A 21,581-nucleotide genomic window follows, 5' to 3' on the forward strand; every position below is an offset into this window, starting at 1 on the left:
ATGTTATTTATCTGCTAAGATACTTTCATCGATTAACGAATCGATGTGTTCATCCCTCTGTTTAACCAACTCTGGGAGTCAAAATATTGCTTAGCGTATTATTCACTCAATTTGTTGTGCTCTGGGCTGTTATAGACCCTGTAGGCTCTGTACCAGTTTATCTATCTCAAACCCAACATCTTTCAGCAAAACAACGTCGATTAGTCGCATTAAAAGCGGTAGGTATTTCGGCTGGAGTGCTACTCTTTTTCTTGCTTGTTGGACAACTGCTTCTCGACGCAATGCAAATTCCTTTACCAGCTTTCCAAGCTGCCGGAGGACTCGTTTTACTGCTATTTGCATTGACTATGATATTCGGCGAGTCTAAACCGGAACAAGAAACGAAAATATCAGAGGAAGTCAGTCACTCAGACTTGGCAGATCTCGCTGTTTACCCACTAGCCATACCCTCGATTGCATCTCCTGGCGCTATGATGGCTATAGTGATGCTGACCGATAATCATAGATACTCAGCAGCGGATCAGTTAGTCACTGCCGCTGTCATGATTGGCGTATTATTGATAACTTTAATCCTCTTGCTAGGAGCAACTCATATCCAAAAGTGGATAGGAAATGTTGGAGCGGCGATCATCAGTCGAGTCATGGGATTAATCCTTGCAGCAGTTGCACTTAACAACTTGCTGTTAGGAATAAAAGATTTTTACCTTGGTTAGCTATCAAAAATGTTTTTAACCAGCCATTAGACTTTAGTCTAATTTTTTAGTTAAAAACGCTTAAATTTAAGTCAAACTCTGAACAAGCGCCTGTTTTACAGGCGCTTTTTGCATGTCTCAACAATACTAAAGTTGAAAAGCGCTTCTAACTAACGCTTGGTAAGGTAATTAATGAAACATTTTATTTACAACCAATCGTAAGGAGGCGGCAATGGCATTTGAAAGTCAAGAGAGAGCCAAAGCCTATTGGAATAAGAACGTAAAACTCATGATTACCTTAATGGTTATCTGGTTTTCTGTTTCATTTGGTTGCGGGATTTTATTTGTCGACCAACTCAATCAATTTCAGATCGGTGGGTATAAATTGGGATTCTGGTTTGCTCAACAGGGCTCCATCTATTCGTTCCTCGCTATTATCTTTTTCTATGCATGGAAAATGCGACAAATTGATCGCGAATTTAATGTCGATGAGTAGGGAGCGACGGAAATGGATCTGAAAACTACGACTTATTTGATCGTTGGCGCCACTTTTATTCTTTATATTGGTATAGCCATATGGGCACGCGCAGGCTCAACAAAAGAGTTCTATGTCGCAGGTGGCGGTGTCAACCCAATCGCAAACGGCATGGCAACAGCAGCAGACTGGATGTCGGCAGCTTCCTTTATTTCAATGGCTGGCTTGATCGCATTTATGGGTTACGGCGGGTCAGTATTTTTAATGGGGTGGACCGGGGGTTATGTTTTACTTGCACTTTTACTCGCACCCTATTTACGCAAATTTGGTAAATTTACCGTGCCTGAATTTGTAGGTGAGCGCTTCTATTCAAATACTGCACGTATTGTTGCTGTCATCTGTCTCATCATAGCGTCTGTCACTTATGTTATTGGGCAGATGAAGGGGGTGGGTGTTGCCTTCGGGCGATTTCTTGAGGTGGACTATTCAACGGGATTGTTCGTTGGTATGTGTATCGTATTTATCTACGCTGTTATGGGTGGAATGAAAGGTATCACCTACACACAAATTGCCCAATATTGCGTTTTGATTCTCGCCTATACAATACCAGCAATATTCATTTCACTTCAATTGACAGGTAACCCTATCCCTCAATTAGGGCTCGGCAGTACGATGGCTGGTAGTGATGTGTACCTGCTTGATCGTCTTGACCAAGTGGTGACTGAATTGGGATTTAGTGAGTATACGACCCAAGTTAGAGGCGACACTTTGAATATGTTCGTCTACACCATGTCTTTGATGATAGGGACAGCTGGTTTACCACACGTTATTATTCGCTTCTTTACGGTACCTAAAGTAAGAGACGCCCGCTCATCGGCTGGCTGGGCATTAGTATTTATCGCCATTTTATATACCACAGCTCCTGCAGTATCAGCGATGGCAAGACTAAACTTAATGGATACAGTCAACCCAGCGCCTGGACAAAATCTTGCCTATGATGAGCGGCCGGATTGGTTTAAAAACTGGGAAAAAACCGGACTATTGGGTTTTGAAGACAAAAATGGGGATGGAAAAATACAATATACCCCGAGTGCAGAAACCAATGAACTGAAAGTGGATCGCGATATCATGGTTCTCGCCAACCCAGAAATCGCCAAGCTGCCTAATTGGGTCATTGCCCTTGTTGCTGCTGGCGGGCTTGCTGCTGCTCTCTCCACTGCCGCAGGATTACTGCTCGCAATCTCATCAGCCATTTCCCACGATTTAATCAAGGGTGTTATCAACCCCAACATATCCGAAAAGACAGAGCTATTGGCAAGTCGGATTTCCATGGCTGTCGCCATTGCAGTTGCCGGATATTTGGGGCTCAATCCACCTGGTTTTGCCGCAGGGACCGTAGCGCTGGCCTTTGGTTTGGCTGCCTCTTCGATCTTCCCTGCACTCATGATGGGCATTTTCAGCAAAAATATTAATAAAGAGGGTGCAATAGCAGGCATGATTGCGGGTATTACCATAACCCTATTTTATGTTTTCCAACACAAAGGTATTCTATTCATTGCTGATTGGAAATACTTGCAAAGTTGGGGCAGCAACTGGTTCTTAGGTATTGAACCTAACGCTTTTGGTGCAATAGGTGCTGTGTTTAATTTTGTCGTTGCTTTCCTTGTCTCCAGAGTCACGGCTGAAACACCACAAGAAGTAAAAGACTTGGTGGAACACGTCCGTGTACCAACTGGCGCAGGACAAGCCGTTGATCATTAGTCGTTAACTTGCCTCTCTACCATCTACTGTAGAGAGGCTTTCCCCCTTCAAAAATTTCAGTTACTGTGCGTTTATCTGCATCAATTGGATATTAAGATGTTAACAAACAAGCATTTCATTGCTGCTCTACTTATTGCGCCGATTTTGTCTATTATTGCTTACCTTGCGACTGATATTGCAGTGAGTGAAAAACCACACCCTGCGATTAAAGGACAGAGTTACAAAATGGTCAGTCAGTCTAACTGCCGATATACCAGCGGGCTTTGCAATATGGAAAATGGTGATTTTAAAATTAAAATACGCTCAGAGAAGATAGGAGATGATCAGCTCGAACTTTCGTTACGTACTGAATATGCTATTGACGGCGTAAAGTTATCCATCGCAGATAGCCAAACACAAAATACGCTTCCCACAGACATGATACCGTTAGATCAAGCAGGGAAACGCTGGCACATCAGCTTGCCTAAACCAAACTCCTCTCAGAGCTGGTTGAGAGTGGTAGTGCAATTTGGTGGCTCCCTATACTACGGAGAAACTCAAACTGCTTTCGTAAAATACGAAACGCTATTCACCGATTAAAACGCGATACTCAAGCCATGGCTTGTTCTTTTTTACCTATCCGATTTAACAAACTTCTGAGTTTCAGCGGCTTAACTGGTTTGGGAATAAAGTGAAAGCCATTAGAACGAACGCCTTCCATCATGTCATCAGCCCTGTCTGCACTAATAATGATACCCTCAAATCGCTGACCTAATCTTAATCTGAATTGCTGCAACAACTCTAACCCAGTTCGATCATTATCAAGCCGATAATCAGAGAGGATCACATCAGGTCTCCAGCCTTGCTGAAGACAATTTAGGCTCGAGAAGATATCCGTCGCCGTACGCACATCACACCCCCAACGCTCTAACAAGCTCTCCATACCTAGCAAAATATCTGGCTCGTTATCTACGCAAAGTACTTTAATTCGACCCAAGGTAACATCAAGCTCTGTATGAGTTGAAGGCGTCAACTTGGCAGCTTGTTTTCCACGCTCAAGAGTAATAGAGAAAACACTTCCTCTACCAGGCCAAGAGCGCATAGAAATTTGATGTCCCAAAACGTGTGCAATCCCTTTAGATATTGCTAAACCAAGCCCAAGGCCATGATCTGTGCGTGCTTGGTCGCCTCGATTGAATTCCTCGAATATTTCCTGCTGTTTCTCTGGCTCAATACCAACGCCATTGTCCCACACTTCTATTCTGGCTTTTTCTCCAACGCGTCTAACACCCAAAACGACCTTACCTTTGGGGTTATATCGAAAAGCATTAGTTAAGAAATTCTGTACGACTCGACGAAGTAATTTTGGATCAGATGATACCACGAGTTTACTATGCACCATTTGAAAATCGATGCCTTGACGCCCCGCCAAGGCGCTAAATTCAGCGTTGAGATTAGACAACACATCACTCACGACAAACATATGAGGATAGACTTCAAGCTTACCAGATTCCAAGCGTGAGATATCAAGCAAATCACCAATCAGATCTTCAGCAGCCTCTAAGGCGGTTTCTATATGCTGAGATAAACGCTGGGTTTCCTTTTCTTGGGCTGTTTCAGATAACGAAGATGCAAACAAACGTGCAGCATTAAGTGGTTGCATTAAATCATGACTTACGGCAGCAAGAAATCGTGATTTAGATTGAGACTCAAGTTCAGAACGTTGTGTTGCTGTAACCAAGCATTTATTTAATTGCTCCAGTTCTTGAGTTCTTTGCAAAACACGCTCTTCGAGGCTTTCATTTACTTCCTTAAGCGACCGTTCTGCATCACGAAAAACCGTGATGTCAGAAAAGCTCATCACAAACCCACCACCTGGCATTGGATTTCCTTGAACCTCAATGACTTTTCCATCAGGTCGAACTCTTGAGGAAGTATGCTGGGTTCCTCTATGTAGATGATGTAGACGGCGACGGACATGATCTTCTGGATCACCTGGGCCACATAAGCCTTGTTCGGCATTATGACGAATGACATCTGCGATTGGCCTACCAACTTGGATAAAACCTTTAGGAAAACTAAAGAGTTCCAGATAACGTCTATTCCATGCAACTAGCCTTAGTTGCTTATCAACCACTGCAATGCCTTGACCTATATGTTCAATTGCGCCTTGGAGAAGACCACGACTAAAATCATAAAGCTCCGATGCTTCGTCGACTATCGTTGCCACTTCTTCTAGCTGCATATTGCGACCTTGCAACGCAGAAGTCAGCACCAATTTAGCTGAGGCGGCACCAAACACGCCGGCTAGAACTCTCTCCGTATGACGTATCAAACTGGGTGACGCCTGATGCCCAGAGATAAGATGCTGGTTGTGGGTTTGCGCAAATTGTTCATAGGCGGCACGAACACGCCCTATTCCTACAAAACGAGCCGCCAACATTTCAAGTTCACCAACCGTCACTCTACTTTGATAAAGGCTTAAGTTGTCACTTTCCGTCGCTGGAAGACCAATAAAAGAACCAGATTGCAGTCGCTCACTGATGCTAGTTCGGGTAGATAAAGACACAAGCAAATAACAAACTGCATTTAGCAGCAAACTCAATGTCATGCCCCAATCAACATTCTCAATATTTAAAGGTTTAAGAAGTTCAGGAGGTGTCATTACCCACGCAAAAAACTGATTGGTCTCATGTTGAGACATCTGGTTTAAAAGCGTAACAAACCAAATGGAAAACCCCACCCCAAGGCCACTATATACGCCCTTGCGATTTCCTTTTCTCCAATACATGCCACCTAATATTGCGGGGGCGAACTGGGCGACAGCAGCAAATGACAAAAATCCAATCGTCGCCAGCGAATGAACATTGCCGAGTACATGATAAAAGCCCCATGCACCAATCAGAAGAACCACTATCAGGCAACGGCGGATCCTCAACAATAACTTAGAAAAGTGGCGGTGTTTGCGTTGTGCCAGCTTAGTCCCTCGCAATAACATTGGCATGACGAGATCATTCGACATCATGATAGCTAGGGCAATGGTTGAGACAATCACCATTCCACAAGCGGCTGAGGTCCCTCCCAAGAAAGCAATTAAAGCTATCTGTTCAGCGCCTAATGCCATAGGTAGGCTGATCATATAAGTATCTGGGCTAGCACCACTTAAAACTTCCTGACCAACCCAAGCAATAGGTAAGACAAACATCGCCATCAGAAGCAAATAGATTGGAAAAATCCAGCGTACAGTTCTTAAATCTTTGGCATGTTCATTTTCGACCACTAATGTATGGAACTGACGCGGTAGACATAATATCGCCATCATGGTCAACAAGGTATGGATGACAAGGGTCGCGATATTGGGAGAGCGATAAGTGCTCTGTGCAATCGACAACAACTCAATATCTGCGCGTTGAAGAGCTAGGTAGACAATAAAGCTACCCACGATGAGGAAGGAAAATAACTTTATCACAGATTCAAAGGCAATCGCTTTCATCATCCCTCTATGATGCTCAGTACTATCAACGTGACGAGTACCAAACAAAATCGTAAAGACCGCTAGAGCTGTCATGACAAACCACGAGATATCAATCCCTTGTGTTGTGACAGCGCTAAACAACTCAGGCGATACCAGTTCTAGCCCCATGGTGATAGCTCGTAGCTGTAAAGCGATATACGGTAAAACACCCAAAACAGCGATTAATGTCACCGCCACTGCGAGTCCTTGTGATTTGCCATAACGTGCGGCAATAAAATCAGCAATTGAAGTAATGTTTTCTCGCTTAGCAGTAACCAAAAGCCTAGCTAGTATTCGCCAACACAAGGTAAAAACAATAATTGGAGCAAGGTACAGAGGAATAAATGACCATGGATTCATGCTCGCTTGACCGACAGTGCCATAAAAAATCCAAGAAGTGCAATATACAGTGATCGACATACTGTAAATCAAAGAACGCCATCGAGATAACCAATTGGGAGCCCTATCACCGTACCAAGCAATAACAAAGAGCAACCCCAAATACATTAATGATACTGTAATCACTTGCCAATCTTGCATCTGGTTTCCCTATTCAATTCCACTCATTTCATCGCCAAATTAAAAAACCTCTCCGGTAAAGAGAGGTTTTATTTAACGCCGAGTCACAACTTAACTCAAATTATTGTTTTCAATTCTGCGTTTCGGTATCAATAATAGAAGGCTGACTACGAATAGGCTCTACATGGATAAATAACGCAGCAATCCCCATCAGCGCCATAATCCAAAATACATTCGCCCCCCAAGACTCATACCCCCAACCACACAAGGCTGTCAACAAAGCAATAACTGCTCCTAAAGGAATAGCATTATAGAGCGCTTGCAAGGCAACAATTCTATTAACATCAGAATGTTGAATGTATTGGATGGCAGCAATATGGGCAACACCAAAAGTCACCCCATGCAGTAACTGAATTAAAATTAGAGCTGAGAGCGCAGTCGTTGAAGCGGTTAGACCCCATCTAATAGTGACACCAACTGAAGCTAATACAAAAAGGGCTCTCAGTGACCAACCAGTAAACAACCTCTTACTAAAAGCAAATACGGCAACTTCAGCAACCACACCTAAGCTCCAAAGATACCCTATTGTATCTTCAGCATGTCCCACCTCTTTCCAATAAATAGCGCTAAAACCATAATAAGCAGCATGGCTTCCTTGAATAAGAGCAACTAAGGTCAAAAATTTAATCACTGAGACATCTTTGAGCATGTCTCCTAGTTTGGGGCGATGTGCCGCCTCTTTTTCTACCGTTTTCGGCATAGGTTGGATGCGACGCATAGCAAATAAAATAGCGCATAACATACCTGCAGCGGCGGTATACAAAATCATCTCACTACCAAATTCAGCAGCCAGATACCCCACCACTGTCGAACCAATAATAAAGGATACCGATCCCCAAAGACGCGTTCGACCGTAATCAATCATTTTTATCCGTGCGTAGTAATTCGCCATTGCATCGGAAAGCGGCACTATGGGGCCAAAACATAGATTGAAAAGCACAGTCGCAAGAGCCATCAACCAAAAGCTCGTTGTCGCGAGAAAGTGAAACATCACAAATAGAAGCGCGGCAATACTTAACCAGCGCAAAGCAGGCATGAGCTGCTCCACCTTGTGAATCCTTGGCGTAATGACCATATTAGCAACGCAGCGGGTAGCAAAGCCAATACCAACTAACAAACCAATATCTGTAGCTGAAATCCCTTGATCTTCAAACCACAATGCCCAAAAAGGCAGATACACACCATAGGCAAAGAAAAAACCAATGAAGTACTGAGATGTCCAATGAAAGGGAGAAGTGGTTAGCATGTCCAACTCGAACGCATATGAAAACGGATGCTATATTATCCTTATTTATCAAATCAATAAAAGGAAAGTTTTTTACCCTAAAGCCCATTTAGTTGTATTCGACCAAAGTCGTCTGGCGACACACAACAAATTTGTCAAACTGTATTCATGTCTTCTTTTCTGAGTTGGGGTTTTTATGCCTGCTCACTTCAATCTCAAATTGCCGCCCTTTGATTGTCTGGAAGAAAGTCAGAAAAACACATTACTAAGCAGTATAGATATCGCCTATTTTCGTCATAATCAACATGTACTTAAAACTAACCAAGACAGCCAATACTTACATATTATTATCAAGGGCATAGTTGAAGAAAGAGATGAAGATGGCAAGGAAGTTTTCGCTCATTATACCCATGATGACCTTTTTGATGTACGCGCATTATTCGAACAAAAGGTTCGCCACGATTACGTTTCTTTAGAAGACACCCTAGTCTACCTTTTACCTCGTTCTGTATTTATTGATTTGTATGACCAGAATGGTCAATTCGCTGCCTATTTCAACAATAATTTAGCCAAACGCCAAGAACTAGTAGACACCGCCCACAAGCAACAAAACTTAGCTGAATTCATCCTCAACAAGGTCGATGCTAATTTATGTCACCCACCTTTAATACTCAGCTGTGACAGCTCAATTAAGGAAGCCACCCTGATCCTCAAAGACTCTGGCTGTGATGCTGCATTGGTAAGATTAAATGACGACGACTACCGATTAGAAAGTGAAGAGCACTCACTGCCGTTTGCCATTATAACCAGAACCGACATGCTTCACGCCGTTATACTTGAAGAGCTGTCTCACAACACCCCTATTGCCTCCATAGCAAGCCACCCTGTATTGCAAATACATCAAGGGGAGTTCTTGTTTAATGCCATGATAAAGATGACAAGACACCGTTTTAAGCGGGTTATGGTGGTCGATGGGAAAGAGCCTATCGGCATGCTTGATATGACTCAAATTCTCAGCGCATTTTCAACCCATTCCCACGTCTTAACCTTAGGTATTGCAAGAGCTTCAAGTATCGACGAACTCGCGACCACTTCACTTCGTCAACGGCAATTAGTCGATGGACTGTTTGCACACGGGATCCATATTCGCTTCATAATGGAGCTGATGTCGGCGGTCAATGAACAAATCATTGAAAAAGCGTTTGAGTTAGTTGTGCCACCCAAAATGCACAAACAATGCTGCCTAGTTGTGCTAGGTTCAGAAGGCCGTGGGGAGCAAATACTCAAAACAGATCAAGATAATGCGCTGATCATTAAAGACGGGGTGGCTTGGCCTGAATGCTGCCAAATTATGGAAAAACTCACCCATACACTGCATCAACTGGGTTACCCATTATGTCCAGGTAAGGTAATGGTGAATAACCCTGACTGGGTTAAAAGCCAAGCCAAATGGCAAGAGACCCTCAGCAATTGGGCATTGGCGAGATCAGGCGATGACATCATGAACTTGGCCATATTTACCGATGCTCATGCGATTGCTGGAAATCTTAAGCTCCTCAGTCCAGTTCGCAGCCACCTAAAACAGATAATGAAAAATAACATGCTCTCTTTACAGAGCTTTACTCAACCTGCGGTACAATTTTCTCTACCTTTGACTTTGTTAGGCAAGGTCAAATATGGCAAACAAGGTATCGATATAAAAGCGGGAGGCATTTTTCCTATCATTCATGGCATCAGAGCTCTGACACTCGAATATGGACTGACCTCAAACAATACCTTTGCGCGCATTACGCAACTGAGCGACAAAAAAATTCTAGAGCCTGATACGGCTGAGAATTTAACCGAAGCATTAAAATTGATGTTCAAGCTGCGCTTGCACCAACAGCTAGACCAACAGCACACTCATAACCACATAACATGGGAAGGTCTAGATAGAGCTGAACGTGATTTACTGCGCCATAGTCTCCATGTAGTTAAAAAGTTTAAGCAGTTTCTGGTTTTCCATTATCAGATTAGAGAGTGAATATGAACTGGCTACAACGTTGCTATTGGTACTACAAACTAAAAGGCTCACCCTATCGGCCGTTATTCTCTTATGTACATAAAGGAAGGTATGTTGCAATAGATTGTGAGACTACAGGCTTAAATCCAAACACCGCTGAGATTATAACCATAGCTGCGGCTGAAATTATCGATAACCAAATTCTGACCAGTCAATCATTTCATATTAAGCTCAAAGCCCCAAAATCATTAAATGCAAACTCAGTAAAAATACACCAGATACGCCACTCAGATCTCGAAGGCGGCCTTAATGAAAAACAAGCCATTACCCAGTTACTCGAGTTTGTTGGTAATAAGCCTCTGGTAGGCTATCACATTCGATATGACAAAAAGATACTCGATATTGCCTGCAAGCGTCACTTAGGTTTCCCTATGCCTAACCCCATCATTGAAGTGAGTGAGCTCTATTACGATATGCTGGTTAAACACCTACCTAACGCCTATTTTGACTTGAGCCTGGAAGCAATATGTAACCATCTAGACATTCCCACCGACAACAAACATGATGCTCTGCAAGATGCGATATGTGCAGCGATTGTATTCGTGCGACTTAAAAGGGGCAGTTTACCCAGCTTGAGCGCTCCGAGCAGAAGAGAAAATCACTCCCAGCGCACCTAAATCATATACTGGCGATAATGTGTCCATTCAGATTGAAAACAGCAATACAAGACTTCAACTTATAAAAGCGAGTCTTAATTTCTCATCCTAAAGTCTAATTGTCGAATCAGCGCAAGTGCTAGAAAGTGATAGATAAAGTGATTGGCAAATAAAGTAGCAGTATTTTAAAGGATATTGACTCACTTCCCAACGAAATGAGTACAAGGAGACAAATCATGAGTGAAGCCCACATTTATCCGGTTAAAGAAAATATTAAAAACAATACCCATGCGGATAACAACACTTACCTTTCTATGTATCAGCAGTCCGTCTCGAACCCAGAAGCTTTTTGGTCAGAGCATGGCAAAATCATTGATTGGATAAAACCATTTAGCCAAGTAAAAAGCACTTCCTTTGATACAGGCCACGTAGATATTCGCTGGTTCGAGGATGGAACTCTTAATGTATCAGCCAACTGTATTGATCGACATTTAGCTAAACGAGGTGATGATGTTGCTATTATTTGGGAAGGAGATAACCCTGCTGAAGATCAATCCCTAACATTCAAACAACTCCACCAGCAAGTATGCCGATTCTCTAACGCTCTAAAAGCACAAGGAGTAAAGAAAGGGGACGTCGTCTGCCTATATATGCCAATGGTACCTGAGGCTGCTATTGCTATGCTGGCTTGCACTCGAATTGGCGCAGTTCATACGGTTGTATTTGGTGGTTTCTCACCAGAGGCATTGTCTGGACGGATCATCGATTCAGACGCTAAGGTCATTGTTACCGCTGACGAGGGTATACGTGGTGGAAGACCTGTACCACTTAAGAAAAATGTTGATCAAGCATTAGCCAACCCGAAAGTAAAAACCATCGAAAAAGTATTGGTGCTAAACAGAACTGGTGGAGATGTGGATTGGCATCCACAACGTGATGTTTGGTGGCATGAAGCAATTGCATCTGTGTCTGATCATTGCCCGCCAGAAGAAATGAGCGCCGAAGATCCTTTGTTTATTCTTTACACCTCAGGTTCAACCGGAAAACCTAAAGGTGTACTGCATACAACTGGGGGGTATTTGGTTTATGCCACGATGACATTTAAATATGTATTTGATTACCAACCAGGAGAAACCTTCTGGTGTACCGCTGATGTGGGTTGGATCACTGGCCACACCTACCTTATTTACGGGCCACTCGCCAACGGGGCCAAAACGATTCTATTTGAAGGTGTCCCAAATTATCCAGATACCAATCGAATGAGCCAAGTCGTCGACAAGCACCAAGTTAATATTCTCTACACAGCTCCAACAGCAATACGAGCCCTAATGGCTAAAGGCGACGAAGCGATAAAAGATACATCACGTACTAGCCTGAGAATTATGGGATCAGTCGGTGAGCCGATAAACCCTGAAGCATGGGAATGGTACTACCGCACTATTGGTAATACTCAGTCTCCCATTGTCGACACTTGGTGGCAAACCGAAACTGGCGGCATTCTCATTACACCATTACCTGGAGCGACTGAGCTCAAACCTGGTTCCGCAACTCGGCCATTCTTTGGCGTACAACCAGCCCTAGTCGATAATATGGGGAATCTAGTCGATGGAGCAGCAGAAGGAAATCTCGTCATCCTTGACTCATGGCCAGGTCAAATGCGTACCGTCTATGGAGATCACGAACGCTTTGAACAAACCTACTTCTCAACTTTCAAAGGCATGTATTTTACTGGCGATGGTGCTCGGCGCGATGAAGATGGGTACTACTGGATTACTGGCCGTGTGGATGATGTCCTCAACGTGTCTGGCCATAGAATGGGAACAGCAGAAATCGAATCAGCGCTTGTCGCATTCGATAAAATTGCGGAAGCCGCTATTGTAGGTATTCCTCATGACATCAAAGGCCAAGCTATATACGCTTATATCACTTTAAATGATGGTGAGTTTCCAAGCGCAGAGCTACATAAGGAAGTCAAGGACTGGGTACGAAAAGAAATAGGACCTATTGCCACTCCGGATGTGCTGCACTGGACCGATTCTTTACCTAAGACTCGCTCAGGTAAAATTATGCGGCGCATCCTAAGAAAAATCGCCACTGGAGATACAAGTAACTTAGGTGACACGTCGACACTAGCAGACCCTAGTGTTGTTGATAAACTGATTGCCGAAAAGGCGAAACTTTCATAAACATGCTAGTTATATGTCAGTAAAGCGCCGATTATAGCTCCCTAAAAACATAGCTTAACTATTTGTATCAAAATACATTTAAATAAGATAATGCCGTCACAAATGTGGCGGTTTTTTGTTCTTTCGACTCCACCTATTCCATCAAAACCTCAATCAAAATAGCCAAAAATGTTAGCTTAATAACAGTTTTGGAAACGAGAGATAGGAGATTAGACCAGTAATTTGCTGCTAAATGTAATGAATTAGCTATAATCTGTGTCTATTTTGGCGACTAAGTATAAAATTTTACAATTTTCTTATGCTGAGTCGACAATAATATGGGAAAATTCCAGTTTGTCTCATGAAGTAGGAAGATAGCAGCACAATGACAGCCAAATCATGCATACTTGTCTTAAATGGTCCGAATTTGAACCTATTGGGGTTGCGCGAGCCAAACCACTATGGCTCTCAAACTCTAGCACAAATTACCGACAGATTAGCCAAGCAAGCTCAAAGCGCTGGCATCGAGCTAGATCACCTACAATCAAACCGCGAATACGAGTTGATTGAGAAAATCCATGAGTCTGCCGATAAGGTGGATTTCATTATAATCAATCCTGCTGCTTTTACACATACTAGTGTCGCACTAAGGGATGCCCTACTTGGCGTTTCGATCCCATACATTGAAGTACATTTGTCCAATGTGCACGCGAGAGAGCCATTTCGCCACCATTCTTATCTATCAGATAAAGCACAAGGCGTCATTTGTGGCTTGGGTGCACAGGGTTATGAGTTTGCTTTGTCTGCCGCGATAAGCGCGCTGCAAACCAAGTAACTCACATGAACATACTCTGCAGTTCTTCCGAGCTGTCTTATTCACAAGATAAAAGAGAAAGAAAAGATGGATATCCGTAAAATCAAAAAACTTATCGAATTAGTTGAAGAATCTGGCATTGCTGAGCTGGAAATCTCTGAAGGTGAAGAGTCGGTACGCATTAGTCGTAACGGTGTGGCACCTGCACCTGTGCAATACGCAGCACCTGCACCTGTTGCTGCTCCAGCAGCAGCCGTTCCAGCAGTAGCTGCACCTGCAGAAGTTTCAGCGCCAACTGAAACCAACTCAGTACCAGCGGGACACAAAGTGCTTTCTCCAATGGTCGGTACTTTCTACCGAGCTCCAAGTCCTGATGCGAAATCGTTTATTGAAGTCGGTCAATCTGTATCAGCAGGTGAAACGCTTTGTATCGTCGAAGCAATGAAGATGATGAACCAAATCGAAGCTGATAAGTCAGGTGTTGTCACTGCTATCCTAGTTGAAGACGGTCAACCCGTTGAATTCGACCAACCACTTGTTGTTATCGAATAATAGAGGCTGTCTCTTATGTTAGATAAATTAGTCATCGCGAATCGAGGCGAAATAGCCCTTCGTATACTTCGCGCATGTAAAGAGCTCGGCATCAAAACTGTTGCCGTACACTCGACAGCTGATCGCGACTTAAAACACGTTCTTCTTGCAGATGAAGCAATTTGTATAGGCCCTGCTCGTGGTATCGACAGCTACCTGAATATTCCACGTATTATTTCAGCAGCTGAAGTCACTGGTGCCATCGCTATTCATCCAGGTTACGGCTTCCTATCTGAAAATGCAGACTTTGCAGAGCAAGTCGAACGCAGTGGCTTCATTTTCGTGGGCCCTAAAGCGGAAACCATTCGCATCATGGGGGATAAGGTTTCTGCTATCAATGCAATGAAGAAAGCAGGCGTTCCATGCGTTCCTGGCTCTGATGGTCCACTGAATGACGATGAGTCAGCCAACAAAGCACACGCAAAACGCATTGGTTATCCAGTGATCATCAAAGCCTCTGGTGGTGGCGGTGGTCGCGGCATGCGTGTGGTTCGTTCAGAAGGCGAACTGGTTGAAGCTATTGCCATGACTCGCGCTGAAGCCAAAGCAGCTTTTAACAATGATATGGTTTACATGGAGAAATTCCTTGAAAACCCACGCCATGTTGAAGTTCAGGTCATTGCAGACGGTCAAGGCGGCGCTATCCACTTAGGTGAACGTGATTGCTCTATGCAGCGTCGCCACCAGAAAGTTGTTGAAGAAGCGCCAGCGCCTGGTATTACTGCAGAAATGCGTAAATACATTGGTGAACGTTGTACTCGTGCTTGTCTTGAAATCGGCTATCGCGGCGCTGGTACATTTGAGTTCTTGTATGAAAATGGTGAATTCTACTTCATTGAAATGAACACACGTATTCAGGTAGAGCACCCTGTTACCGAGATGGTAACTGGCGTTGACCTTATCAAAGAACAACTGCGTGTTGCGGCAGGGCAACCACTGTCATTTACTCAAGATGACATTAAAATCCGCGGCCATGCTGTTGAGTGCCGTATTAACGCTGAAGATCCTGAACGCTTTCTTCCTTCACCAGGTAAGATTGAGCGCTTCCATGCTCCGGGAGGCATGGGAGTTCGTTGGGAATCACACATATACACAGGCTACACTGTGCCGCCTCACTATGATTCTATGATTGGTAAGCTTATCACCTTTGGTGAGAATCGTGACGTTGCCATTGCGCGTATGAAAAATGCGCTTGGTGAGATGATTGTTGAAGGCATTAAGACTAATGTTCCTCTTCAAGAAAGCATAATGAACGATGAGAACTTCCAACACGGTGGTGCCAACATTCATTACCTCGAGAAGAAACTCGGCCTACAATAAGCTAACTAGCATATTATCTTTCCAATAGGCAGCATCCGCTGCCTATTGTTATTTTCTAACTAGGCTATAGAACTCTAGTCTCAGTTTTGCCACAATGCCCTCCTTTGGTTTTAGAGTATTTTATATTCTTTCTCTCCACTCAATAATTATCACAGCTTGATTTAAATAATGAAAACCTTGCCTGAACGCTATCAACAAGCGAATAAAGAGGCTAAATGGGCGGTGTTCCTCGCTCTAGCCTACTTTGTTTGGTGGTATGTATTTGCTTATGTTATTTTCCCAAACCAACCGCATGAGACACTGCCTAATCTATACTGGGGGTTGCCTCTATGGTTTCTCTTTGCTTGCATCATCGGACCTATAGTTTTCACTCTGCTATGCGCACTTATGGTTAAGTTCATCTACAAGAACATGCCTTTCGATATAGAAGAAGAGACTAACCATGAACAGTGATCTCATCATCCCGCTTATTATTTATCTCTTCCTTGTGTTCGCAATTGCTATTTACAGTCAATCGACTCAACGTAATAAACCGAATTTTCTGAGTCATTATTTTCTTGGCAACCGCAGTATGGGCGGCTTTGTTCTAGCCATGACACTTGCTGCAACATATGCGAGTGCAAGCTCATTTATTGGTGGCCCGGGAGCAGCGTATAAAATGGGGCTAGGTTGGGTGTTATTGGCAATGATCCAACTTCCTGCCGCTTGGCTGACACTGGGCGTGTTAGGCAAAAAATTTGCTATCGAAGCCAGACGCAACAATGCTCTTACCCTCAACGACATGCTCTATGCAAGGTATCGTAATCGTGCCGTAGTGATACTGGCCTCTATCACACTATTATTGGCTTTCTTTGCCATCATGGTAGTGCAGTTTGTTGGCGCTGCTCGCTTACTTCAGACAGTGACGGGGCTAAGTTATCTGCAAGGGTTAACTGTGTTTGCCATCACTGTGGGTGTATATACCACAATCGGCGGCTTTCGCGCTGTTGTTGTCACTGATGCTGTGCAAGGCATAATGATGATCATCGGGACGATCGCCCTGTTATTTGGGGTGATCCATGCAGGAGGAGGTCTTGGTAAGCTAGTCGCTGATTTGCACCAAATTGATCCAAGTTTGATCACTCCTTACGGGCCAGATAATTTTCTCAGCCAGCCGTTTATGCTGAGCTTTTGGATACTGGTTTGCTTTGGCGTTATTGGCCTACCGCATGCTGCGGTTCGCTGCATGTCATACAAATCTAGCCAGTCTCTGCATCGCGGCATGATAATCAGTACTGCTATGGTTGCATTTCTTATGCTAGGCATGCATTTATCCGGCGCTTTGGGCCGAGCATTAGTGCCAGAAATTGATAGCCCTGACCAAATCATGCCAACTTTGATGGTGACTGTGTTACCTCCCGCGATTGCCGGTATGTTTTTGGCTGGACCAATGGCCGCCATCATGTCAACCATTGACTCCCAATTGATCCAAGCGTCAGCAACTCTGCTCAAGGATCTCTACCTTAATTACATCTCACCCAAAACAAGCTCCCCCAAAAAGCTATCCAGACTATCACTTTGGATCACTGGCATTTTTTCAGCTTTAGTGTTTGTTGCCGCAATAAATCCACCTGATATGATCATATGGCTTAACCTTCTTGCTTTTGGTGGTTTGCAAGCCGTCTTTCTCTGGCCTTTAGTTTTGGGGTTATATTGGAGAAAGGCATCCGCTATGGGCGCTCTGTGTTCGATGCTGATCGGCTTAATATGCTACACCAGTCTTTCTGTGATGAAACCTAACTTGTTTGGGGTTCATGCTATTGTACCGACATTGACTTTAGGTCTTATAATCTTCGTTCTGGTTAGTATCATCCGTCCAAACAAGACCACAAGTGAATAAATGATAGCTTTTTGTACAATGGGAAGTTCATGATAGAATCCGTGCCCACAAACAACCGCTAATACCGGAAAACCCATGCCTTGGATTCAAATTAAACTCAACGCAACCAATGATAACGCAGAACAAATTGGTGACATGCTAATGGAAGAGACCGGAGCTTTATCGGTCACTTTCCTTGATGCCCAAGACACACCTGTGTTTGAACCTCTACCGGGTGAAACTCGACTATGGGGAGATACTGATATCTTGGCTTTATACGATGCCAACGCAGACACCCAGTTTATTCTCGAGCAGATCAAATTAAGCGGACTTCTGGCTCATGATTTTGCTCATAAAATCGAACAGATCGAAGATAAAGATTGGGAGCGCGAATGGATGGATAACTTCCATCCAATGAAATTTGGTCAGCGTTTATGGATTTGCCCAAGCTGGCGAGAGGTCCCTGAGCCTAATGCTGTCAATGTTATGCTCGATCCAGGGCTCGCCTTTGGAACAGGCACTCACCCAACCACTGCTCTATGCCTAGAATGGCTAGAGAGCCTAGATTTGTCAGGCAAAACTGTGATTGACTTTGGTTGTGGATCAGGAATTTTAGCCATAGCGGCCATAAAACTAGGCGCACAAAAAGTGGTGGGTATTGACATAGATCCACAAGCCTTGATCGCATCAAAAGACAATGCTGAGCGCAATGGCGTTGCAGACAAGCTGGAAGTTTACCTGCCACAGGAACAACCACAAAACTTAGTTGCCGACGTTGTAGTTGCAAATATTTTAGCAGGACCACTGCGTGAACTTTCAACCGTGATTGCCTCTCTTGTCAAACCAAACGGAGATCTGGCGATGTCAGGCGTGCTTGATACTCAAGCTCAAGATGTTGCGACCTACTATAGTGGTGCATTTAATATTGAGCCGATAAAAGAGCTCAATGAATGGTGCAGAATTGCTGGCCGAAAACTCGCTTAAATAAGACTTTGTGCATTAATTGTTTGATTTTTATTCGTTTTACTAAAACAATTTGTAAATGCTCAAATATTAGTCTTTTCACGGCGTGAAAAAATGCGTAAAATGCGCGCCCTTGCTGGTATAGAACTGTGATTTAGTGTTTTGAAAATCGGAACCCATCAACTCGAGAATAATCTTATCGTTGCCCCTATGGCGGGAGTTACCGATAGACCCTTTCGTGAGTTATGTCTCCGCTATGGTGCGGGAATGGCTGTCAGTGAGATGATGTCGTCAAACCCAAAGCTATGGAACACATCTAAGTCAAAACAGCGTATGGTACATCAAGGCGAATCGGGCATTCGCTCTGTACAAATAGCAGGAGCAGATCCTCAATTGATGGCTGATGCTGCTCAGTTTAGTGTTGAAAATGGTGCACAAATCATTGATATCAACATGGGCTGCCCTGCTAAAAAAGTGAATAAAAAGTTGGCGGGTTCAGCATTGCTTCGTTACCCGGATATCATTCAAGATATTCTCAAGGCGGTGGTCAATGCAGTAGATGTCCCTGTGACACTAAAAACTCGTACCGGCTGGGACCCAGACAATAAAAACTGTGTTCAAATCGCTAAGTTAGCCGAAGACTGCGGCATACAAGCTCTCGCGCTCCATGGACGCACTAAAGCCTGTATGTACAAAGGAGAGGCCGAATATGACAGCATTAAAGCGGTTAAACAAGCAATCTCGATTCCGGTTATCGCTAACGGTGATATCGATAGCCCAGAGAAAGCAAAGTATGTGCTTGATTACACAGGCGCAGACGCTTTAATGATTGGACGCCCCGCCCAAGGGCGACCATGGATTTTTCAGGAAATCCAACATTTTTTGGAAAACGGCACCACGATGCCCGATCTTCCAATTTCGGAAGTTAAGGACATCCTGCTTGGTCATGTGAATGCTCTACATACATTTTATGGTGAGTATCTAGGTCCGCGTATCGTACGAAAGCACGTGGGTTGGTACCTAAAAGAACATGAACAAGCAAGTGAGTTTCGCCGTACCTTCAATGCTATCGATGTGGCAGAGCTGCAACTTGAAGCGTTAGAAGGTTATTTTGATAACGTTGCATCATAATTAGAGAAGAGCTAGACCGAATATGTTCGAACAAAACCTGACTTCAGAAGCCTTAACAGTAACTACAGTAACTTCACAAGACCAGATTACTCAGAAACCTTTACGCGACTCTGTTAAAGCATCTCTTAAAAACTACTTGGCTCAACTAAACGGGCAAGAAGTCACAGAGCTATATGAGTTAGTTCTAGCTGAAGTAGAACAACCATTACTAGATACCATCATGCAATACACTCGCGGTAACCAAACTCGCGCAGCAACTATGATGGGTATCAACCGCGGCACTCTTCGTAAGAAACTGAAAAAATACGGCATGAACTAATTTGTTCATCGCATTGTTATAAATACATAAAGTCGCGATTTTATCGCGACTTTTTCTCAATCGATTTAATTCCCTTTGACTAGAAGCGTATCCGACGGTTCCTGCCATTCCATCGCAACATAATGCTCACCGTAATATTTCTCCATCTCGCTATCAAGCCAATCTCGAGCAAAGTTTAAAGCCACAAAAATACTGATCCTATCTAGACCATGAGGCTGGCCGTTTACCAGCTGAATATCAGACGGGATAGCCCTTGCCGCAATAATTCCGACTAGTGCACCATCTTGATTGTAGACCCCACCACCACTCATCCCGTCTTGGACAGGGGCATCCATGATACTAGCCGGACACTTGTCAAAGTAATGCGAGTCAATCAATGTCAAATCAAGGCGGTAAACCCCCTCCCCTTTCAGCACACTGCCTCCAGGGCTCATTCCAAATGTTTCCACACTTTGATTTGGATAAACCAAACCGAACCTAGGCTGGTGATTAAGCATGTTTCTGGACTCAACGATCGCAAGATCACAGTGAGGATGGTAGGCTATGACTTTGTCATAATTGAGCTTAGCAACATGGGCGACCGTGAGACTTAGCTCTGGAGTGATTGGAGTACTGGTTCCGAAACCAAAGAATAACAACGGGATACCTGTTAATTCATAATCGAGATCAGGGTGTTGTTTTACCACTTTTAATTGACCGTTATTTCCTGTGCAGCCGGCTAACATCGCCAAAAGCAGCAAAGTACATAAACGTAAAATTGAATATACCAGATTGCCACAAAGGTTCATCCTTCCCCCTCAGTTATATTTTTCCTGCCAAGATTGGAGCAGCATTCGCACCAAATCAAACAGCGATACCTTAAGTGTAGGAATTTGTCACAAGAAAGGTGGGGTAAAAGCAGCATTATGTGACTTAAATTTATTCACATAAAAATCAATCACTTAGAGTTATTTTTGTTATTTAGTCGCTGGCTAAAGCGGTTAAAATTGAGCAGTGGCTCGCATTATCATCCACATGGCCACAGCAAGCATCATTAATTTTCTTGAGGGCGGTTCGAATTCTGGTTAATTCAGAAATCTTTTCATCAATTAGGTGGAGTTTCGCTGTCGTAATTGCTTTCACCTCGGCACAACTATGCTCGGTTGCTTCGAGATTGATATCTAGTAACTCACGAATTTCCTCAAGGCTTAAGCCCAAGTCTTTTGCTCTAAGTATGAAACCTACTTGCTTTTGATTTTCTTCACTGTACAAACGATAGCCAGACTCACTGCGCCCAATAGGCTGAATGAGGCCATTTTTCTCGTAAAAACGAAGCGTATCAGTGGTTACCCCACAATGTTTTGCAAGTTCTCCTATTTGAAACATAGCGACCCTTATTATCTATTTCGTAAACTTTCACCTCAAAGTACGCCATTTTTATCATAAATTCACTCATGCCAAACGATTGCGCGAGCTTTTTTGTAATAAATTAGTTAGAATGTGCGCACTTCAATTTGGATACAGTACAAACTCTAATCAGGATAAGGTCTTTGCCAAA

19 protein-coding genes are annotated in these 21,581 nt (G+C 43.6%); 15 read left to right on the forward strand and 4 right to left on the reverse strand.

Going from position 1 to position 21,581, the window contains the following annotated elements; genetic code table 11:
- Nucleotides 1–86 precede the first annotated feature (86 nt).
- From MHN79_RS14465 to MHN79_RS14480, 4 genes are all read left to right on the forward strand, one after another.
- Nucleotides 87–713, forward strand: a complete 627-nt coding sequence (locus MHN79_RS14465; RefSeq protein WP_114787406.1) for a MarC family protein — start codon at nt 87–89, stop codon at nt 711–713.
- A 211-nt stretch (nt 714–924) separates the two neighbouring features.
- Complete coding sequence (locus MHN79_RS14470; protein WP_114787407.1) at nt 925–1,188, forward strand: DUF4212 domain-containing protein; 264 nt, start codon at nt 925–927, stop codon at nt 1,186–1,188.
- A gap of 12 nt (nt 1,189–1,200) precedes the next feature.
- Complete coding sequence (locus MHN79_RS14475; protein ID WP_239173454.1) at nt 1,201–2,928, forward strand: sodium:solute symporter family protein; 1,728 nt, start codon at nt 1,201–1,203, stop codon at nt 2,926–2,928.
- A gap of 96 nt (nt 2,929–3,024) precedes the next feature.
- The gene (locus tag MHN79_RS14480) at nt 3,025–3,507 is read left to right on the forward strand and encodes a hypothetical protein (protein WP_239173455.1); all 483 of its coding nucleotides are present in this window, start codon (nt 3,025–3,027) and stop codon (nt 3,505–3,507) included.
- Between the two features lie 10 nt (nt 3,508–3,517).
- Here the strand turns inward: MHN79_RS14480 and MHN79_RS14485 are convergent, their stop codons facing one another.
- Both MHN79_RS14485 and MHN79_RS14490 read right to left on the reverse strand, forming a co-directional pair.
- A complete protein-coding gene (locus tag MHN79_RS14485; RefSeq protein WP_239173456.1) occupies nt 3,518–6,961 on the reverse strand; it encodes a PAS domain-containing hybrid sensor histidine kinase/response regulator in 3,444 nt (1,147 codons plus the stop codon).
- 109 nt (nt 6,962–7,070) lie between these two features.
- Nucleotides 7,071–8,246 (reverse strand): 3-phenylpropionate MFS transporter, encoded by a 1,176-nt coding sequence (locus MHN79_RS14490; RefSeq protein ID WP_239173457.1) that lies wholly within the window; start codon nt 8,244–8,246, stop codon nt 7,071–7,073.
- Between the two features lie 175 nt (nt 8,247–8,421).
- On the opposite strand from MHN79_RS14490, the gene MHN79_RS14495 reads away from it, so the two are divergent.
- From MHN79_RS14495 to fis, 11 genes are all read left to right on the forward strand, one after another.
- On the forward strand, nt 8,422–10,248 hold the full coding sequence (locus MHN79_RS14495; protein WP_239173458.1) for a DUF294 nucleotidyltransferase-like domain-containing protein: 1,827 nt from the start codon (nt 8,422–8,424) through the stop codon (nt 10,246–10,248).
- A gap of 2 nt (nt 10,249–10,250) precedes the next feature.
- Nucleotides 10,251–10,904, forward strand: a complete 654-nt coding sequence (locus tag MHN79_RS14500) for a 3'-5' exonuclease (protein WP_239173459.1) — start codon at nt 10,251–10,253, stop codon at nt 10,902–10,904.
- A 215-nt stretch (nt 10,905–11,119) separates the two neighbouring features.
- Nucleotides 11,120–13,069 carry an acetate--CoA ligase gene (gene acs, locus MHN79_RS14505; protein ID WP_239173460.1) on the forward strand — a complete coding sequence of 650 codons (1,950 nt, stop codon included), beginning with the start codon at nt 11,120–11,122 and terminating at the stop codon, nt 13,067–13,069.
- 364 nt (nt 13,070–13,433) lie between these two features.
- Nucleotides 13,434–13,883 carry a type II 3-dehydroquinate dehydratase gene (gene aroQ / locus MHN79_RS14510; protein ID WP_239173461.1) on the forward strand — a complete coding sequence of 150 codons (450 nt, stop codon included), beginning with the start codon at nt 13,434–13,436 and terminating at the stop codon, nt 13,881–13,883.
- A 66-nt stretch (nt 13,884–13,949) separates the two neighbouring features.
- Nucleotides 13,950–14,414 (forward strand): acetyl-CoA carboxylase biotin carboxyl carrier protein, encoded by a 465-nt coding sequence (accB, locus tag MHN79_RS14515; RefSeq protein ID WP_239173462.1) that lies wholly within the window; start codon nt 13,950–13,952, stop codon nt 14,412–14,414.
- 15 nt (nt 14,415–14,429) lie between these two features.
- On the forward strand, nt 14,430–15,773 hold the full coding sequence (gene accC, locus MHN79_RS14520; protein ID WP_114787417.1) for an acetyl-CoA carboxylase biotin carboxylase subunit: 1,344 nt from the start codon (nt 14,430–14,432) through the stop codon (nt 15,771–15,773).
- Nucleotides 15,774–15,941: 168 nt separating this feature from the next.
- Entirely contained in the window at nt 15,942–16,226 is a 285-nt protein-coding gene (locus MHN79_RS14525; RefSeq protein WP_152431436.1) for a YhdT family protein, read from the forward strand.
- On the forward strand, nt 16,216–17,652 hold the full coding sequence (gene panF, locus MHN79_RS14530; RefSeq protein ID WP_239173463.1) for a sodium/pantothenate symporter: 1,437 nt from the start codon (nt 16,216–16,218) through the stop codon (nt 17,650–17,652). The genes MHN79_RS14525 and panF overlap by 11 nt, the downstream gene beginning before the upstream one ends.
- A gap of 75 nt (nt 17,653–17,727) precedes the next feature.
- Nucleotides 17,728–18,615, forward strand: a complete 888-nt coding sequence (gene prmA, locus MHN79_RS14535; protein WP_239173464.1) for a 50S ribosomal protein L11 methyltransferase — start codon at nt 17,728–17,730, stop codon at nt 18,613–18,615.
- Between the two features lie 141 nt (nt 18,616–18,756).
- Nucleotides 18,757–19,725 carry a tRNA dihydrouridine synthase DusB gene (gene dusB / locus MHN79_RS14540; protein ID WP_114787421.1) on the forward strand — a complete coding sequence of 323 codons (969 nt, stop codon included), beginning with the start codon at nt 18,757–18,759 and terminating at the stop codon, nt 19,723–19,725.
- A 22-nt stretch (nt 19,726–19,747) separates the two neighbouring features.
- Nucleotides 19,748–20,044, forward strand: coding sequence for a DNA-binding transcriptional regulator Fis (fis, locus tag MHN79_RS14545; RefSeq protein WP_000462885.1), 297 nt, complete (start codon nt 19,748–19,750; stop codon nt 20,042–20,044).
- A gap of 65 nt (nt 20,045–20,109) precedes the next feature.
- On the opposite strand, the gene MHN79_RS14550 is transcribed toward fis, so the two are convergent.
- Nucleotides 20,110–20,832, reverse strand: a complete 723-nt coding sequence (locus MHN79_RS14550) for a serine protease (RefSeq protein WP_239173465.1) — start codon at nt 20,830–20,832, stop codon at nt 20,110–20,112.
- 172 nt (nt 20,833–21,004) lie between these two features.
- Nucleotides 21,005–21,409 (reverse strand): Zn(2+)-responsive transcriptional regulator, encoded by a 405-nt coding sequence (zntR, locus tag MHN79_RS14555; protein WP_239173466.1) that lies wholly within the window; start codon nt 21,407–21,409, stop codon nt 21,005–21,007.
- Nucleotides 21,410–21,581 lie beyond the last annotated feature (172 nt).

Source organism: Vibrio sp. Of14-4 (genome assembly GCF_022347625.1).
Taxonomy (GTDB): domain Bacteria; phylum Pseudomonadota; class Gammaproteobacteria; order Enterobacterales; family Vibrionaceae; genus Vibrio; species Vibrio pristinus.